Genomic DNA, 18,245 nt, shown 5'->3' on the forward strand with positions numbered 1-18,245 from the left:
ATGAGCGATATTATTACGATGTCCCATGGAAACGGCGGACTATTAATGCAAAAATTAATTCAAGAATATTTTATGGACGCATTTAATAATCCTCTGCTTTCACAGGCTGAAGATCAAGCTCGCTTACCTTTAACCGCTTTAACATCACAAGGCGACCAACTCGCTTTTAGTACCGATAGCTTTGTCATAGATCCTATTTTTTTCCCCGGTGGGAATATCGGTAAATTAGCGGTATGCGGTACGGTAAACGATGTTGTGGTAAGCGGTGCCGTTCCCCTTTATCTTTCATGCGGCTTTATTTTAGAAGAAGGCTTCCCGCTTGAACAGCTAAAGCAAGTGATTAGCGAAATGGCAAATTGCGCTAAAAAAGCAGGTATTCAAATTGTTACCGGAGATACTAAAGTAGTACCGAAAGGAGCGGCGGATAAAATTTTCATTAATACCAGCGGTATCGGTGTCATTCCTGCTCAAATCCAATGGGGAATGCATCAAATTAAAACGGGCGATAAAATTATTGTAAGCGGCACATTAGGCGATCACGGCGCAACTATTCTGAATTTACGAGAGAAACTCGGTATCCAGACGGATCTGATTAGCGATTGTAATGTCCTAACGCCGTTAGTCGATTTACTACGCCCGATAGAAGGAATTAAAACCCTTAGAGATGCAACCAGAGGCGGCGTAAATGCGGTATTACACGAATTTTCACAAAGCAGCGGACTCGGTATGCAAATTTACCAAGATGCGTTACCTATTCGTACTGAGGTAAGGGGGATATGTGAACTGTTAGGCTTGGAAGCGATAAACTTTGCTAATGAAGGAAAACTCGTCGTTATTACAAGTGCCGAGACGGCACAAGCTGCGTTATCCGCTCTCCAGACTCATCCTCTCGGAAAAGATGCTGCAATCATAGGCGAAGTTATTTCCGATAAAAAAGTTCGCTTAATCGGATCTTTCGGACAAAGTCGTTTATTAGATCTACCGACTATCGAACCTCTACCGCGTATTTGCTAAGCAGAAACATCCGAAATATTATACCGTAAATATAACACTGTAATTTATAAGGGCGAATTTATTCGCCCTTACATTAATATTAATCATAGCTTGCGATCACCGCTTGACCGAGAGCTATACCGCCGTCTCCCATGGGAAATTCATGTCCAGTCAATAGCTTAAAATCGGATAACATTGATTTAATTAAATAACGCAGTAATCGGTTATGCCACACACCTCCGGACAATACGATAGTTTTAATATGATATTTATCCGCTTGTAAACGTGCTAGGTTCGCTAATCCTTGTGCTAACGAATAATGAAAAATCCAAGCTTTTTCTGCCGAAGAAGCCTCCAAAGCCAACCAATCCGACCAAAAATCCGCTAAATTTAATTGATTATGTTCATTTAAAGAGATTGTGATACCGTTACGTAAAGTTTCTCCCGTTTGAGCATACTGCCAAGCTATATTTTCCAGTTTACAAGCCGCCTCTCCTTCCCAAGTTATCCGATCGGTTACAATACCTAAAGCATAAGCTACCGCATCGAATAAACGCCCTGCGGAAGAAATCAACGGCGCGTTAATGTTAGCTTCAACCGCTCTCACTAAAGGCTGCCAATTTTTATCTCGTATCAGTTCTATGATTTTTTCATTATTTTGCCAATTTGGTACAAAGGCTAAACAATGTGCAAGAAAACTGCGCCATGGTTGTTTAGCGGCAATATCTCCGCCAATCAACGCCACTTGAGGCAATCCGCCTAAATATTGACTACCGTTTTGAGAAACCAATAAACATTCCCCGCCCCATAATTGGGAATCCTCTCCCATTCCGATACCGTCTAATGCCAAACCGATAACTTGTTCTTGCAAATAATTATGTTCCGCCAATACGCTAACGATATGCGCGTGGTGATGTAACACCTCGATCAACGGAATATGATATTTTTCGGATAAAGTCTTTCCCAGTTGATGCGTAAAATAACCGGGGTGTGCATCAACGGCGATCAAATCGGGAGTAAATTGATAAATTTGTTCGAATAATGCGATATTATCAATTAATTGCTGTTGTATTTGCTCATTTTGCATATCTCCTAAGTGTTGGGTAATCACGGCATTTTTCTTACGTAATAAACAGAACGTATTTTTTAAATCGGCACCTAATGCCAAAATATTCTTATCGTTATCAATAGATAAAGCGGTTTCGTTAGGCACATAACCGCGTGCTCTACGTAACGTTTCTTTACCGTCAAACGATACTCTAACCAGCGAATCGTCCGCTCGTTGCACAATATCTCGATTATGCAGCAACCAGTAATCGGCTAAATCCGCTAACGAATCAAGAGCATCTTGATTATTAAGCGCAGGGGGTAATCCGCTACGGTTTGCACTAGTCATAACCAATGGCATATTCACTTCATGCATAAGCAAATGCTGTAACGGATTGCTAGGTAACATAACGCCGATTTCGGCTAAATCGGGAGCGACTAAATCGTGTACTCCGCGCACTTTATGCTTTGCTAATAACACTATCGGTGCCGCACTACTTTGCAATAATAAACGTTCTTCTTCAGCTAATTCCGTTAGCCAATCAAGATTAGGTACCATTACCGCAAAAGGTTTGCTAGGTCTGACTTTTCTATGACGTAATAAATCTATCGTTTTCGCTTGAGTAGCATCACAAGCCAGATGAAATCCGCCTAATCCTTTAACGGCAACAATGTAGCCTTGGCGTAATTTTTCGACCGCTTCTAAAATTGCGGAATAGTGTTGCGTAATCCACTGTGTTCTATCGCAGAAAATGATATGCGGTCCGCATTCGGGACAAGCGTTAGGCTGCGCGTGAAATCGTCTGTCCGCCGGATCTTTATATTCCTGCTTACAGACAGGGCAAAAAGCAAAATCACGCATGGAGGTGTTATGGCGATCATAAGGTATCGAACGAATAATCGTAAAACGAGGACCGCAGTGAGTACAATTGGTAAACGGGTAATGAAAGCGGCGGTTATTTATATCAAAGATCTCATTAAGACAAGCGGGACAAGTCGCAGCATCCGGAATCACTTGGGTATCCATTTGACTGTTTTCGCTTTCACGAATTAGGAATGCATTCGGATCAAGTATCGAATCCCACTCGGTAGGTTGAATTTGTAATGAAGTAATCTGTGCCAATGGCGGAAGTTTATTTTGTAGATCATATAAAAAGGCATCGAGTTTTTTCGTTTCGCTCTCGGTTAATATTCTAATCAAAACACCTTGCCCGTCATTATTTACATCGCCGTATAAATGGTGTTCATTTGCCAATTGCCAAACGAACGGACGAAAACCGACACCTTGTACCTTTCCTTTTACTCGAATTTCAATACCGTTATACGCCGTATTCCCCATGATGATTTCCCCACTTCAAACAACTTTACTTTTGTTAAACTAACCGACGGTAAATTAATACTCCCCGTCCAAGAAAACAATGATTCTTATCAATAAATACCCCCTTCTACAGCAATCTACCCATTTAGATGTAATTTCTTAAAAACCTTAATTTTTATGAGATAAATCAAATTTATTGCATATTAAAGAGCCTATGATTAGCCCATATATAAAGTGTGTATTTAGGAGTGAAATATGCAACGATATGATGACCTGTTTTCTGTCCTTACCGATGTTTCTCGTCGGGATTTTATGAAATTATGTACCGCCTTAGCCGCAACGATGGGGTTAAATGCTAAAGCAAGCGCAGAAATGACTAATGCCTTAACCAGCCCGCAACGCCCTCCGGTAATTTGGATTGGCGCGCAAGAATGTACCGGTTGTACGGAATCTTTATTACGTGCGACGCACCCTACGGTAGAAAACCTTGTATTGGATTTGATTTCTCTTGAATATCACGAAGTGCTATCGGCGGCTTTCGGTGACCAAGCGGAAGATAATAAACATAATGCAATGCATAAATATAAAGGTCAGTATATTTTAGTCGTGGACGGTTCTATTCCGGTTAAAGACGACGGTATATATTGTATGATTGCGGGTAAACCCGTTTTAGAACATATCAAAGAAGCCGCTAAAGATGCGATGGCAATCATTGCTATCGGTTCGTGCGCTGCGTGGGGCGGCGTTCCTTCAAGCGGTAATAATCCGACCGGTGCAAGCAGTTTATCCGATATTTTACCGGGTATGCCGATTATTAATATCCCGGGTTGTCCTCCTAATCCTCATAATTTCTTGGCGACCATCGCCTATATTATTACCTATAAAAAATTACCGAATATGGACAAACTTAATCGTCCGTTATTCGCTTACGACAGACTTATTCACGAAAACTGTTATAGAAGACCGCACTTTGATGCGGGAAGATTTGCACGCGAATACGGCGATGAAGGACACCGACAAGGTTGGTGTTTATACCATTTAGGCTGTAAAGGTCCGGAAACTTACGGTAACTGTTCAACCCTTGAATTCTGCGATGTCGGCGGTAATAACTGGCCGGTCGGTATCGGTCATCCTTGCTACGGCTGCAATGAACAAGGCGTCGGATTTACCAAAGGCATTTTCCAATTGGCTACGGTGGAGAACCCGACACCAAGAGTGGATAAGCCGAGTGTAAATATCACGGAAGGAAATCCCGCCTCAAAAACCGTTATCGGTTTACTCGGCGGAGCCGCCGGGGTACTGACCGGGGTGAGTGTGATGACGTTACGCAGTTTGAGTATTCAACATAAAGCTCAACAACAAGCTTCAAATAATTCTCGGGAACAATATCATGAATAGACGTAAGTTTCTAAAAGTAGGCATCGGCGGCGGATTAGCTTCCGGTCTTACACCGAGCGTTGCTAACGCTCAAGCGGAAAATCGTCCTCGGATACCGACTGCCGTCGGTATGTTGTACGATTCTACGCTTTGTGTAGGTTGCCAAGCTTGTGTCGCCGAATGTCAGAATTTAAATAAAACGGCGATTAATCCTGTCGGAGAGCAAACTTGGTCGAATAACGATAAACTATCGCCTTTCACACGAAACATTATTCAAGTTTGGTCAAACGGGGAAGGTAAATATAAGGATCAAGTCGATAACGGTTACGCTTACATTAAAAAACAATGTATGCACTGTGTTGAACCCAATTGCGTAACAGCCTGTCCGGTGCAAGCGCTGACTAAAGACGAAAAAACCGGTATCGTTAATTATGATCCCGATATTTGTACCGGTTGTCGTTATTGTATGGTTGCCTGTCCGTTTAACGTACCTAAATACGACTATAACAACCCGTTCGGCGAAATCAGCAAATGCGAACTTTGTAACCAAAAAGGATTGGAACGTATTGATAAGGGCGAGAATCCGGGCTGCTGTCAGGTTTGTCCGACCGGCGCAATTATTTTCGGTAGCTATAACGACTTATTAGCCGAAGCTAAACGCCGTCTGACGTTACTGAGAGGAACGGAGTATGACTACCCTCGTCAAACGGTAGATAGTAAAGATACTTATAAGGCTAAAGTACCTCTATATCAACAACATATTTACGGAGAAACCGAAGGCGGCGGTACGCAAGTATTGGTACTTAGCGGCGTTCCGCATGAAAATTTAGATTTACCTCAGTTGGACGAACTGGCGACAGGTACGCGAGCGGCACATTTACAACATACCTTATATAAAGGCATGATCTTACCGCTAGTCGCTTTGGCGGGTTTAACCGCAATGACTTATAGAAGTCTGCATGCGGATAAAATCGAAGCTAAAAAACAGGAATGGAAATTAGCTCGCGAACAGATGAAAGTAGAAGAAGAGAAGGAGGATCACCATGGCTAAAGCTCGTCCTCTCGGCGGTCGTTTAATATCAATCCCCGTATTGGTATTCGCACCGCTTGCCGCTATTTGCGCTTTATTAATATTACGTCGTCTGATTTTCGGTATCGGTTCCGTGACCGAACTGAACGGCGGTTATCCTTGGGGGTTATGGATCGGTTTCGACTTATTGGTCGGAACGGGATTGGCCTGCGGGGGCTGGGCGTTAGCATGGACGGTATATGTCTTTAATAAAGGTAAATACCACCCTTTAGTACGTCCCGCATTATTAGCCAGCTTATTCGGATATACCTTAGGCGGCTTATCCATCACTATCGATATGGGGCGTTATTGGCATTTGCCTTATTTTTTCATGCCGGGACAATTCAATACCTCTTCCGTATTATTTGAAACGGCGGCATGTATGACCGTTTATATTTGTGTTGTGACCTTAGAGTTCGCACCGGTCATTTTAGGTTACTTCGGTTTGAAAAAATGGTTCGATAAGCTGAATAAAATCATGTTTTTCTTAGTTGCGTTAGGCGCTTTATTACCGATGATGCACCAATCCTCAATGGGTTCTTTAATGATTGTTGCAGGTCATAAAGTACACCCTGTATGGCAAAGTTACGAAATGCTGCCTATCTTTTCGTTATTTACCGCATTTATTATGGGCTTCTCCATTATTATTTTCGAAGGATCATTAGTCAAAGCGGGATTAGCGGGAAAAGCACCGGACGAAAGACATTTATTCACACGTTTAGCCAGAGTAGCGGCAATTCTAATCGGATTATTTATCGTCGTTCGTTTCGGAGAGTTAATTTATAACGATAAGTTACATTACGTCTTACAAGGCGATTTCTATTCATTAATGTTTTGGTTAGAAGTAAGCTTAATGTCCCTACCTATTTTCACATTATTCTTAGGCGACAAATTTTCCGATAGCCGTTGGTTGTTTATCTCGGCACTTTGTATGATCGGCGGCTCGGCATTATGGCGTATGAATTATTCCATCATTATGTTTGATCCGGGCATGGGGTACGATTACTTCCCGTCGACGCCGGAACTATTAATTTCAATCGGTTTTATTTCTATTGAAATTTGCGCCTATATATTAATTGTTAGATTATTCCCTGTATTACCAGTTATCCAAGAAGCACATCAAGAAAATAATATTCAATCCGGAGTGAGAGCATGACAACTAAACAACGTATTACTATCGACCCTGTTACGCGAATCGAAGGTCATTTACGTATCGATTGTGAAATCGAAGACGGAAAAGTCACCAATGCTTGGTCATCAGGTACCATGTGGCGAGGCATGGAAAATATTATTCAGGGCAAAGATCCTCGCGATGCTTGGATGATTATGCAACGAATTTGCGGCGTTTGTACGACGGTACACGCTATTGTCAGTGTGAGAGCGGTGGAAGACGCAATCGGTGCGAAAGTACCGCTAAATGCGCAATATATTCGCAATATGATTTTAGCCGCACATACGATGCATGACCATATCGTACATTTTTATCAACTTTCCGCAATGGACTGGGTGGATATTACTTCTGCGCTCGAAGCCGATCCTGAAAAAGCGGAAGCGATGTTGAAAGGTGTTTCCACATGGTCGCTGAATAGTGCAAACGAATTCCGTAACGTGCAAAATAAATTAAAAGCGTTGGTTGCAAGCGGGCAATTAGGTATTTTTGCCAACGGATATTTCGGTCATCCGGCGATGAAGTTACCGCCGGAAGTAAATTTAATTGCGGTCGCTCACTATTTACAAGCGTTGGAATGTCAGCGTGATGCCAACCGTATCGTGGCGTTATTAGGTAGTAAAACCCCTCATATTCAAAACTTAGCGATAGGCGGCGTTGCGAACCCAATTAACTTAGACGCCCAATCCGTACTCAATTTAGAACGGCTAATGTTCGTGAAAAGTTGTATAGACAAATTGAACGATTTTGTGAACCAAGTTTATAAAATCGATACCGCCGTTATTGCCGCACATTATCCTGAATGGTTACAACTAGGAAAAACATCACGTAACTATTTATCCGTACCGGAATATCCTTTAAATGAAGATAATACGAAATTCGTACTTTCCGGCGGTTACATTGAAAACGGAGATCTATCTACTTTCCGCAATATTGCCGACTATAAAGACGAATTTCTCTTAAAAGGGATTAAAGAAAGCGGCAAACATGCTTGGTATGAAGATGATGAAGCTTTAGAACCGTGGGCGGGATTAACCCGTCCTAAATATACCGGATGGCAAGAAGACGGAAAATATTCTTGGGTAAAAGCCCCTTCTTTCTATAATAAAGTCGTTGAAGTCGGTCCTTTAGCTTATCTTATGTGCGGATTGGCAACCGAAAACAAATTAACCGTAAAACACTTCAATGAAGTGAAAAACTTATATAAAACTCTCACGCAAAACGAATTATCCGTTGATGATTTGCATTCTACCTTAGGACGAATCATCGGACGTACCGTACATTGTTGTACACTTAACGATTTACTTGTTCAACAATGGCAATTGCTGATAGAGAATATCGGTAGAGGCGATACCGATGCTTACTTAAAAGCGGAAATTCCGCCGACAGGCGAATTTAAAGGTGTTGGTTTTAGCGAAGTACCGAGAGGTATGCTATCTCATTGGATTGTAATCAAAGACGGTAAAATCGCGAATTATCAAGCCGTAGTACCGTCCACTTGGAACTCCGGTCCGCGCAACCAAAACGATGAAATGGGACCTTATGAGCTATCTTTAATCGGTACGCCTGTTGCTGATCCGAAGAAACCGTTAGAAATCGTTCGTACGATTCACTCGTTCGACCCTTGTATGTCTTGTGCCGTACATGTCGTTAATACCGAAACGGACGAAGTAACCGAGGTTAAGGTACTATAATGAAACCGTTAATCTTAGGAATCGGAAACATTTTATTAAGCGATGAGGGTGTCGGTGTCAGAGCAGTTCAGGAACTGGAACAAAAACCGGAACTTACGGCGTTCTTAGATATTGTTGATGGCGGAACATGCGGAATGGAACTCCTCGATTGTATCGCCAATCGCAACCATCTGATTATTATAGATGCGGTACTTGCCAATAAAAATGCGGGAGAAATTATCGTATTGCACAATGAAAAAATCCCGACATTTTTTTCACGTAAAATGTCGCCGCATCAGCTTGGCATTTGCGATGTATTATCGGCATTGACCTTAACGGAAGAATTGCCTGAACATCTATGCCTAATCGGCATCCAACCGGAATCGTTGGAATCCGGAATCGGATTAACTAAAACAATAGAAAATGCGTTTCCGTCTATTTTTCATTGTTTAGCGCAACAACTGGCGGCTTACGGATTTAATGATCCGTTATTACTTCGAGAGTTGGAAAATGTATAGACACCAAAATACATCAATCGATGGCCCATTATCCGAAGTAATGGGGTTTAACGACAATCCGGGAGTATTATTTCGAAAGGAGATGGAAAAAATATCCGCTAATATGCAGGATTTACCGTTTTATCGGTACGATATTCCTTGTTTCGCACCTAATTTCATTTTGTATGAAGGGCAATGGATAGGTTCCGTTTTAACACCTTGGATGATAAGTATCGTCATTATCCCAGGACCGGAACAATTATGGGAAGGAAGAACGGTTGGAGATAAGCTCAGCTTACAATTGCCCTATAAAGCAATGACGTTTACCGTAAGTAGTATCGACTCAATACCGCAGTATTTAAGTTGTTCGTTACTCTCTCCGATTGATCCGAATTTAACCGCCGAACAAGCGGTTCAATTAACGAAAGATTGCTTAACAATGTTACTGTCGTTACCTATAAAACAGCAGGTGCCTGATATAAGTAAACGTAATATTTTTAGTGCCATGTTAAAATAACCCATCTAAAAGAATAGGAAAATTATTATGTGTTTAGGCGTACCGGGAAAAATCGTCAAAATCGGGCAAAGTGCGTTCGAACTTGCTACCGTAGATGTTTGCGGCGTGCAAAGAGAGGTTAATATCACTTTAATCTGTGATAGAGATCCTAAAGAGTTATTAGGTAAATGGGTATTAATTCATGTCGGTTTTGCTATGAGCATCATGGATGAACAAGAAGCTAAAAATACTTTAGACGCTCTACTGTCCATAAATCAGCTGGAACATGAATTAACTGATTTTGAAGGATTAAGACCTGCATCTTAGTGAGATAGCTAAAAATAAATAGAAAAAAAGCCGAATAAAAAGTGTTTATAACACAACGTTATTCGGCTTTCTTATACCAATCAAGAAAATACTCTTATTTTACCGCCAGTTCTTTTATTTTTAATTCGCTGCCTTGTTGAATATGCAAATCCTGAGAACCGCAATGAGGACATATCGTTTGGGCTACGGCTAACTCGACCGATAGACTACAGCCCCAGCACCACGCTTTTGCAGGTATATCGATAAAGTGTAATTGACAGCCTTCTGCTATCGTATCTCGACAAACGGTATTAAAACAAAATTCCAATGACGATTTTTCCACACAAGATAAAGCGCCGATTTCCAGCCATAAATCGGTTACCTGTTTAACGTTTTGAGGCTGACATTCTTTCTCTATGATTTGAAGAATACTTTGGCATAAAGACATCTCGTGCATAACCATTCCTTATTTTATTAAATTACAAATGTCGTTAGAAAAAACGATATAAATTTTGCTTAATTATAATATAAATAAGTTAATACGAAGATACTTAAGATAGGTAATATAGCGGATTTAAATATAGAATGGAGCGGGAAACGAGGTTCGAACTCGCGACCCCGACCTTGGCAAGGTCGTGCTCTACCAACTGAGCTATTCCCGCATTGAGATTATTTTAATTTAAAATAATTTGGAAGTTTATTATCGAATGGTGCCCGAGGCCAGACTTGAACTGGCACGCCCCGAAAGGCGAGGGATTTTAAATCCCTTGCGTCTACCGATTCCGCCACTCGGGCTTCGATAATCAATTTTATTTTAAGCTTTAAAATGGTGCCCGAGGCCAGACTTGAACTGGCACGCCCCGAAAGGCGAGGGATTTTAAATCCCTTGCGTCTACCGATTCCGCCACTCGGGCACAACCTTTTTAAATCTTAAAATGGAGCGGGAAACGAGGCTCGAACTCGCGACCCCGACCTTGGCAAGGTCGTGCTCTACCAACTGAGCTATTCCCGCGTAATTTAAATTTTATCATTCTAAAATGGTGCCCGAGGCCAGACTTGAACTGGCACGCCCCGAAAGGCGAGGGATTTTAAATCCCTTGCGTCTACCGATTCCGCCACTCGGGCTCATCTTAAAATGGAGCGGGAAACGAGGCTCGAACTCGCGACCCCGACCTTGGCAAGGTCGTGCTCTACCAACTGAGCTATTCCCGCAATAAAAACGCTACGTTATTTCGTAGCGATTTATGTGCCGTATTTTAGGGATTTTTGAAACGTTGTCAAACACAAATTTCAAAAAAAGTTTCATTAGGCGAAAATTCAATCCATTTGTTGAAATTTTGCAAAAAACCGGTAAAAGTTCACCGCTTGTTTTTTATAAATCAAACCAATTTTTCAATCAGTTCCGAGACAAATTCCAATCGTTCCGCATTATCGGCAAGCGGTAAATTAAAACGGAATTTTTGCGCCCCTTCAAATTTATAAACGCTCTTATCTGATTGAATCAATTGTAAGAACTTCATCGGATCAGGTTGAGCGCTTGGTTTAAATTCCAAATAGCCGCCGTTAATCCCCGCATCAACTTTCTTCAAGCCGAGCGGTTTTGCCAAATGACGAAGCTGAGTGATCTGGAATAGGTTTTTCGTTGCTTCCGGTAATAATCCGAAACGGTCAATCAATTCGACCTTCAGATCTTTCAATGCTTCAACACTTTCTGCCGAGGCGATACGTTTATAGAACGATAAACGCATATTCACATCTGGTACATAATCGTCCGGTAGCAATGCCGGTATGCGTAACTCGATATCCACTTGATTTTGGGTGATTTCTTCTAAAGTCGGTTCACGCCCTTCTTGTAAGGCTTTTACCGCATTTTCGAGCAGATCCATATAGAGCGAGAAGCCGATGCTTTCGATTTGCCCGCTTTGTTCCGCACCGAGTAATTCGCCCGCACCACGAATCTCTAAATCGTGAGTGGCTAATACAAAGCCCGCACCGAGGTTATCAATCGAACTTATTGCTTCCAAACGCTGTTGAGCGTCTTTAGTTAGTGCTTTCGGCGGCGGCGTTAATAAATATGCGTAAGCCTGATGATGAGAACGTCCGACACGTCCACGCAATTGATGTAACTGCGCCAAACCGAATTTATCCGCACGCTCGATAATAATCGTGTTAGCGGTCGGCACGTCAATCCCGGTTTCGATAATGGTTGAACACACCAATAAATTAAAACGTTGATGATAGAAATCGCTCATCACGCGTTCCAATTCACGTTCACGCATTTGCCCGTGTCCGATCACAATCCGAGCTTCCGGCACAAGTTCCGCTAATTTTGTAGCACAGTTTTCGATAGTCGCCACATCATTGTGTAGGTAATATACCTGTCCGCCACGCAGAATTTCACGCAGAATCGCTTCTTTAACGATTAAATCATCATGTTGGCGCACAAAGGTTTTAATCGTCAATCGGCGTGCCGGCGGGCTGGCAATAACGGAAAGATCTCGCATGCCGTTTAACGCCATATTCAGCGTACGAGGAATCGGCGTTGCGGTTAGCGTGAGAATATCGACATTAGCTCGTAATTGTTTAATCTTCTCTTTTTGACGCACACCGAAGCGGTGTTCTTCATCAATAATGAGTAAACCAAGATCTCGGAATTGCACGTCTTCTTGTAGCAGTTTATGCGTGCCGACTAGAATATCCACTTTGCCTTCCGCCACCTTTTCCAAAATTGCTTTTTGCTCTTTGGCAGTTTTAAAACGAGAAAGCACCTCAACATTAATCGGATAGTTGGCAAAACGGTCTTTGAAATTCTCGAAATGCTGTTGTGCCAACAACGTTGTCGGCACAAGCACGGCAACTTGTTTATGGTTTTCAACTGCTAAGAAGGTCGCTCGCATCGCCACTTCGGTTTTACCGAAGCCGACATCACCACAAACTAGCCGATCCATTGCTTTTGGCAAGCACATATCACTAATGACCGCATTGATTGCAGTTTTCTGATCTTCGGTTTCTTCAAACGGGAAAGTGTGGCTAAACTGCATAAAGCTGTCTCGATCGTAGGCAAACGCAAAGCCTTTTTGCGATTCTCGTTTTGCATACACATCAAGTAATTCCGCCGCAACATCTCGGATTTTCTCCGCCGCTTTTTGGCGTGTTTTCGCCCACGCTTCCGAACCGAGTTTGTGCAACGGAGCCGTTTCATCCGCACCGCCGATATAACGGGAAATCAGATGTAGCGATGCCACCGGCACATAGAGCTTCGCCTCGTTTGCATATTGCAACACAAGGTATTCCGCTTTAATTCCGCCTGCATCCAGTACGGTTAGCCCTGCATAACGCCCAACACCGTTTTCCAAATGCACCACCGCTTGCCCGATTTTCAGTTCCGCAAGGTTACGGATTAGCGTATCCGGATTGACTGTTTTTCGGTTTTTCTCCGCTCGCTTGGTTTGGACTTTTTCACCAAGAAAATCCGTTTCGCAAATAATTGCTAAATTTTGACCGCTTGTATTTTCAATGATAAAGCCCTGATCAAGCGGTGAAATAATCAGGGAAATTTGCGAATCAATTTCTGCGAACGATTTAACTTGTTTCGGCTTGAGTTTTAACGGCGCAAGTAATTCGAGCAAAGTTTCTCGGCGACCTTCACTTTCTACTGAAAATAAAATCCGCCCGTCAAATTTTCCACGAAATTTATTAAATGTCTCAAACGGATCTTTTAACTGCGAGTTAATCGCTAATTCCGGCAATTTCTCAATATTCGCATTTTGTTTAGCCGCCGATTTTCTGACTTTTTCCGCACTTAATGTCAGGCGTGGATAACCTTTCAGATGACGATTGACTTCATCAACCGAGAACCATAATTTGTCCGGCGGCAGTAGCGGACGCATCGGATCGACTCGGCGGCTTTCATAGCGCTGAGCGGTATCTTTATGAAACTGCTCCGCTTTTTCCGAAATACCGTCAAAAGTAATAAATAAGGTATTTTCCGCTAAATAATCAAATAGGCTCGCCATTTCATCAAAGAACAGAGGTTGCCAATATTCAATCCCTGCATTCAAGATACCTTTACTGACTTGCTGATAAATATGCTCCGGTTCACGACGAATCTCACCGAATTGTTCACGAAATTTGCTTCTAAAATGCTCGATTCCATTACTATCAGTCGGGAACTCGTGTGCCGGTAGTAAATTAATTTCGTTGATCTCGGCTATCGTACGCTGACTGTCCGCATCGAAAGTGCGGATCGAATCGATTTCATCGTCAAAAAAATCCAAACGGAACGGGCTTTCCGCTCCCATCGGATAGAGGTCTAGCAACGCGCCACGTACGGCATATTCGCCGTATTCCAACACTTGTTCCACTGCACGATAACCGGCATTTTCCAGCTGTAAACGTAACGATTGAATTGAAAAACGATCGCCTTTTTTAATCAGTAGTACATTATTGGCGAGATAACTCGGCGGACAAACTTTTTGTAAAAGGGTGCTGATTGGCAACAGAAAAATTTGTTTATTGCCTTGCTGTAAGTGAAACAGTGCCGAAAGGCGCGCGGAAATAATATCTTGATGCGGTGAAAAATTATCGTACGGTAGTGTTTCCCAATCCGGAAAGACGGAAACCGGTAATTTACTGAATTGCATTAAGGCTTTTTCAAGACGTAATGCGGTACGGGTATCCGGCGTGACTACCACGCTTAAACCGTTAAATTGTTCCGTAGCTTGCGCAATAACAAGCGTATCGGCGTGCCCGATTAGATTGCCGAGCGTTTGGTGATCTTGATATTTGCCGCCGATTTCCGGCAGATTTAAATTGAAATGGAATGTCATAAGCGGTCAGATTCTTTGGAAAATTTGCGACTATTTTAGTACAATTACGTTCGCTTCTCTATGGCGAGTTTCTTCTTGCCGAATCATTCAAGGAAAATAGTATGCAACCTAAAGCAAAATATAGAAAAGATTATCGCGCGCCGGATTTTACTATCACAAATATTTATCTCGATTTCCAACTTGACCCGAACCGTACTTTCGTCACCTCAACCTTAACCGTAGAACGTAAAAATAATGAGGCGACGCATCTCCGTTTAGACGGACATAGTTTTGATTTCCTCTCGTTAAAGTTAAACGGCGAAACCTTTGAACGTTTTGAAAAAGATAACGATTCTTTAACCGTTGATGTTACAGGTATTGACTCTCCGTTTGAATTACAAATTGAAACCGGTTTAAATCCGGCACAAAATACTTCTCTACAGGGCTTATATCAATCGGGCGACGGCATTTGTACCCAATGTGAAGCGGAAGGTTTCCGTCAAATTACTTATATGTTGGATCGCCCCGACGTACTTGCAAAATATCGTACAAAAATCACCGCTTCCAAAGCGAAGTATCCGTTCTTGCTTTCTAACGGTAACCGTGTTGCACAAGGCGATTTAGAAGACGGTCGCCATTGGGTCGAATGGGAAGATCCGTTCTTTAAACCAAGCTATTTATTCGCATTAGTTGCCGGTGATTTCGATTTGTTACAAGATAAATTTATTACCAAAAGCGGTCGTGAAGTAGCATTGGAGATCTATGTTGATCGCGGTAATTTGGATCGTGCCGGTTGGGCGATGGAAAGTTTAAAACGTGCAATGAAATGGGATGAAGATCGCTTCGGTTTAGAATACGATTTAGATATCTATATGATTGTCGCAGTCGATTTCTTTAATATGGGCGCAATGGAAAACAAAGGCTTAAATGTTTTCAACTCTAAATTTGTGCTGGCAAAACCGGAAACTGCCACCGATACCGACTATTTAGATATTGAGAGCGTAATTGCGCACGAATATTTCCATAACTGGACCGGTAACCGTATTACCTGTCGAGATTGGTTCCAATTAAGCCTTAAAGAAGGCTTGACCGTGTTCCGCGATCAGGAATTTACTTCGGATTTATGGTCACGTCCGGCAAAACGTATTGAAGACGTACGCTTATTACGTGCCGTGCAATTTGCCGAAGACGCCAGTCCGATGGCGCACCCGATTCGTCCGGAAAAAGTGATTGAAATGAATAATTTCTACACCGTGACCGTCTATGAAAAAGGCGCGGAAGTGATTCGTATGATTCATACTTTATTAGGCGAAGAAAAATTTCAAAAAGGGATGCAATTATATGTTGCGGAAAATGACGGATCTGCGGCGACTTGTGAAGATTTCGTTTCGGCAATGGAGCGTGCTTCAGGTATTGATTTAACCCAATTCCGCCGTTGGTACAACCAATCCGGTACGCCTGAACTGAGCGTAAGTGACGAATATGATGAAATGCACCATATCTACCGTTTGCACGTTTCACAACATACAGCGCCGACCGCGGATCAATTGGAAAAAGTAAACCTACATATTCCGTTCAAAATCGAGTTATATAGCGAACAAGACGGCGCGCCGATTAGTTTACAATTTGAAGGTACTACATTAAACAATGTGCTGGATGTCGTACAAGAGCAACAAACCTTCGAATTTCATAATGTAATGCACAAGCCCGTACCTGCGCTGTTATGCGATTTTTCTGCACCGGTGCGTTTAGATTATGCCTATACCAATGCGCAATTAATTGCCTTACTCAAATTCGCACGGAATGATTTTGTACGCTGGGATGCGGCGCAAACTTTATTTAATAACGAGTTACGTCTGAATTTGGCACTCCATCAATCGGGAGAGGCCTTTACTTTCTCCGCCGAATTAACTGAAGCGTTGGTTTATTTATTGGATAACTATGAATCGAATCCGGAATTAACCGCTTTAATGCTAACGTTACCGAAAGAAACCGAATTCGCCGAATTATTCAAAACAATTGATCCAATCGGTATCGCAATTACCCGTGAATTTATGTTACGCACCATCGCCGAAACCTTACGCGATCGTTTACTGAACGTATATAATCGTAATCGTTGCGACGCTTATCGTGTTGCGACGGAAGATATGTCAAAACGTGCGTTGCGCAATTTATGTTTATCTTATTTAGCCTTTACCGATTTAGGTAACGGTTTAACTTATAAACATTATCAACAAGCGGATAATATGACCGATACTTTAGCGGCACTTTCCGCCGCTACTAAAGCGCAATTAGCTTGTCGTGATCAATTGTTAGCGAACTTCGAACAGAAATGGCATCATGACGGCTTAGTGATGGATAAATGGTTTATGCTCCAAGCGACAAGACCGGACGACAACGTGCTGGAAATCGTTCAAGAGCTACTTAACCATCGTAGTTTTAATTTTAACAATCCGAACAGATTACGTGCGCTAGTCGGTGCGTTCTGTAACCAGAATCCGAAAGCCTTCCATGCGATTGACGGCTCCGGCTATCGATTCTTAGTGGATATTCTAATCAAATTAAACGATAGTAACCCACAAGTCGCATCACGTTTAATCGAACCGTTGATTAAACTTTCTCGTTATGATAACCAACGTCAAACGTTAATGAAGCGCGGTTTGGAACGTCTTCGCGGCTTGGATAATTTAGCGCGCGATTTATATGAGAAAGTCGAAAAAGCGTTGCAATAAGACGAGAATGAGACAGATAAAAAAGCCTAATTCGTAAGAATTAGGCTTTTTACCATATTGCTTAAACAAGCGGTTGGATTAAATGGAATTTTTGTAAACTTCTCATTAAATTCAACCGCTTATTCAATCGGAATCTTTTATTTTCTAGCCCACATCGGTTGTTCTTGTCCTCGCCATAGACGCTGGATATTATCGTGATGACGATAGACTAATAAACAGCATACCAAAGCCACCGGAAAGGTAAATTCGGGTAAAAACCACCAAATATAAAACGGCATAATCAATGCGGTGATTACTGCGCTCAGCGAAGAATAGCCGAACAATAAAAATACAATTAACCAAGTACATAGTCCGGCTGCCGAAGCAGCAAAACTGATTGATAACAACGCACCGAACGCTGTCGCAACTCCTTTCCCGCCTCTAAAGCGAAAGAACAGCGGGAAAATATGTCCCAAACATGCCGCCAATGCAATCAGTCCGATTTCCGAAGGCTCCAGCTTAAAGTTAAACGCCAATAAAACCGGTAAACCGCCTTTCAAAATATCAAACAACAACACACCGAGCGCCGAGAATTTTCCGCCTATACGTAAAACATTCGTCGCGCCCGGGTTATGCGAACCGTTCTCTCTGGGATCCGGTAAGCCTGCCAAACGACAGAAAATAATTGCGCTTGAAACCGAACCTAACAAATAGGCAAATACTATTAACAAATAGACGGTAATACTCATAAATTGTCCTTCAATTGGCGTTCTATGCTATAT

At 42.2% G+C, this 18,245-nt stretch carries 13 protein-coding genes and 6 tRNA genes; 9 read left to right on the forward strand and 10 right to left on the reverse strand.

Annotated elements, in window-relative coordinates; translation table 11 throughout:
- Entirely contained in the window at window positions 1–1,014 is a 1,014-nt protein-coding gene (hypE, locus tag DRF63_RS07230) for a hydrogenase expression/formation protein HypE (protein ID WP_005598422.1), read from the forward strand.
- Window positions 1,015–1,093: 79 nt separating this feature from the next.
- On the opposite strand, the gene hypF is transcribed toward hypE, so the two are convergent.
- Window positions 1,094–3,379, reverse strand: coding sequence for a carbamoyltransferase HypF (gene hypF / locus DRF63_RS07235; RefSeq protein ID WP_005598424.1), 2,286 nt, complete (start codon window positions 3,377–3,379; stop codon window positions 1,094–1,096).
- Between the two features lie 234 nt (window positions 3,380–3,613).
- On the opposite strand from hypF, the gene hybO reads away from it, so the two are divergent.
- The 7 genes from hybO to hybG are packed head-to-tail and all read left to right on the forward strand — an operon-like array spanning window position 3,614 to window position 9,965.
- Window positions 3,614–4,756, forward strand: coding sequence for a hydrogenase 2 small subunit (gene hybO / locus DRF63_RS07240; protein WP_043991870.1), 1,143 nt, complete (start codon window positions 3,614–3,616; stop codon window positions 4,754–4,756).
- Window positions 4,749–5,786: a hydrogenase 2 operon protein HybA gene (gene hybA / locus DRF63_RS07245; protein ID WP_005598428.1), complete on the forward strand. Its 1,038-nt coding sequence runs from the start codon at window positions 4,749–4,751 to the stop codon at window positions 5,784–5,786. Before hybO ends, hybA begins: the two co-directional genes overlap by 8 nt.
- On the forward strand, window positions 5,779–6,960 hold the full coding sequence (hybB, locus tag DRF63_RS07250; RefSeq protein WP_005598431.1) for a Ni/Fe-hydrogenase cytochrome b subunit: 1,182 nt from the start codon (window positions 5,779–5,781) through the stop codon (window positions 6,958–6,960). Before hybA ends, hybB begins: the two co-directional genes overlap by 8 nt.
- Window positions 6,957–8,666, forward strand: a complete 1,710-nt coding sequence (gene hybC, locus DRF63_RS07255; RefSeq protein WP_005598432.1) for a hydrogenase 2 large subunit — start codon at window positions 6,957–6,959, stop codon at window positions 8,664–8,666. The genes hybB and hybC overlap by 4 nt, the downstream gene beginning before the upstream one ends.
- Window positions 8,666–9,163: a HyaD/HybD family hydrogenase maturation endopeptidase gene (locus DRF63_RS07260; protein WP_005598434.1), complete on the forward strand. Its 498-nt coding sequence runs from the start codon at window positions 8,666–8,668 to the stop codon at window positions 9,161–9,163. Before hybC ends, DRF63_RS07260 begins: the two co-directional genes overlap by 1 nt.
- Window positions 9,156–9,659: a hydrogenase-2 assembly chaperone gene (hybE, locus tag DRF63_RS07265; RefSeq protein WP_017357826.1), complete on the forward strand. Its 504-nt coding sequence runs from the start codon at window positions 9,156–9,158 to the stop codon at window positions 9,657–9,659. The genes DRF63_RS07260 and hybE overlap by 8 nt, the downstream gene beginning before the upstream one ends.
- 27 nt (window positions 9,660–9,686) lie before the next feature.
- Window positions 9,687–9,965 carry a hydrogenase maturation factor HybG gene (gene hybG, locus DRF63_RS07270; RefSeq protein ID WP_005598438.1) on the forward strand — a complete coding sequence of 93 codons (279 nt, stop codon included), beginning with the start codon at window positions 9,687–9,689 and terminating at the stop codon, window positions 9,963–9,965.
- A 94-nt stretch (window positions 9,966–10,059) separates the two neighbouring features.
- Here hybG and hypA read toward each other — a convergent pair whose 3' ends face one another.
- The 8 genes from hypA to mfd all read right to left on the reverse strand — a co-directional run bounded on the left by hypA (window position 10,060) and on the right by mfd (window position 14,773).
- On the reverse strand, window positions 10,060–10,401 hold the full coding sequence (gene hypA / locus DRF63_RS07275) for a hydrogenase maturation nickel metallochaperone HypA (protein ID WP_005598440.1): 342 nt from the start codon (window positions 10,399–10,401) through the stop codon (window positions 10,060–10,062).
- 129 nt (window positions 10,402–10,530) lie between these two features.
- Window positions 10,531–10,606 (reverse strand) — tRNA-Gly (locus tag DRF63_RS07280).
- Window positions 10,607–10,652: 46 nt separating this feature from the next.
- Window positions 10,653–10,739, reverse strand: a tRNA-Leu gene (locus DRF63_RS07285).
- 32 nt (window positions 10,740–10,771) lie between these two features.
- Window positions 10,772–10,858 (reverse strand) — tRNA-Leu (locus DRF63_RS07290).
- A 22-nt stretch (window positions 10,859–10,880) separates the two neighbouring features.
- Window positions 10,881–10,956 (reverse strand) — tRNA-Gly (locus DRF63_RS07295).
- A gap of 26 nt (window positions 10,957–10,982) precedes the next feature.
- Window positions 10,983–11,069 (reverse strand) — tRNA-Leu (locus DRF63_RS07300).
- Window positions 11,070–11,080: 11 nt separating this feature from the next.
- Window positions 11,081–11,156, reverse strand: a tRNA-Gly gene (locus tag DRF63_RS07305).
- A gap of 167 nt (window positions 11,157–11,323) precedes the next feature.
- A complete protein-coding gene (gene mfd, locus DRF63_RS07310) occupies window positions 11,324–14,773 on the reverse strand; it encodes a transcription-repair coupling factor (protein WP_005598442.1) in 3,450 nt (1,149 codons plus the stop codon).
- A 101-nt stretch (window positions 14,774–14,874) separates the two neighbouring features.
- On the opposite strand from mfd, the gene pepN reads away from it, so the two are divergent.
- Window positions 14,875–17,484 (forward strand): aminopeptidase N, encoded by a 2,610-nt coding sequence (pepN, locus tag DRF63_RS07315; protein WP_005598444.1) that lies wholly within the window; start codon window positions 14,875–14,877, stop codon window positions 17,482–17,484.
- A 137-nt stretch (window positions 17,485–17,621) separates the two neighbouring features.
- Here pepN and plsY read toward each other — a convergent pair whose 3' ends face one another.
- A complete protein-coding gene (gene plsY, locus DRF63_RS07320; protein WP_005598446.1) occupies window positions 17,622–18,212 on the reverse strand; it encodes a glycerol-3-phosphate 1-O-acyltransferase PlsY in 591 nt (196 codons plus the stop codon).
- Between the last annotated feature and the right edge of the window lie 33 nt (window positions 18,213–18,245).

It is taken from the genome of Actinobacillus pleuropneumoniae, from assembly GCF_003290385.1.
GTDB lineage: Bacteria > Pseudomonadota > Gammaproteobacteria > Enterobacterales > Pasteurellaceae > Actinobacillus > Actinobacillus lignieresii.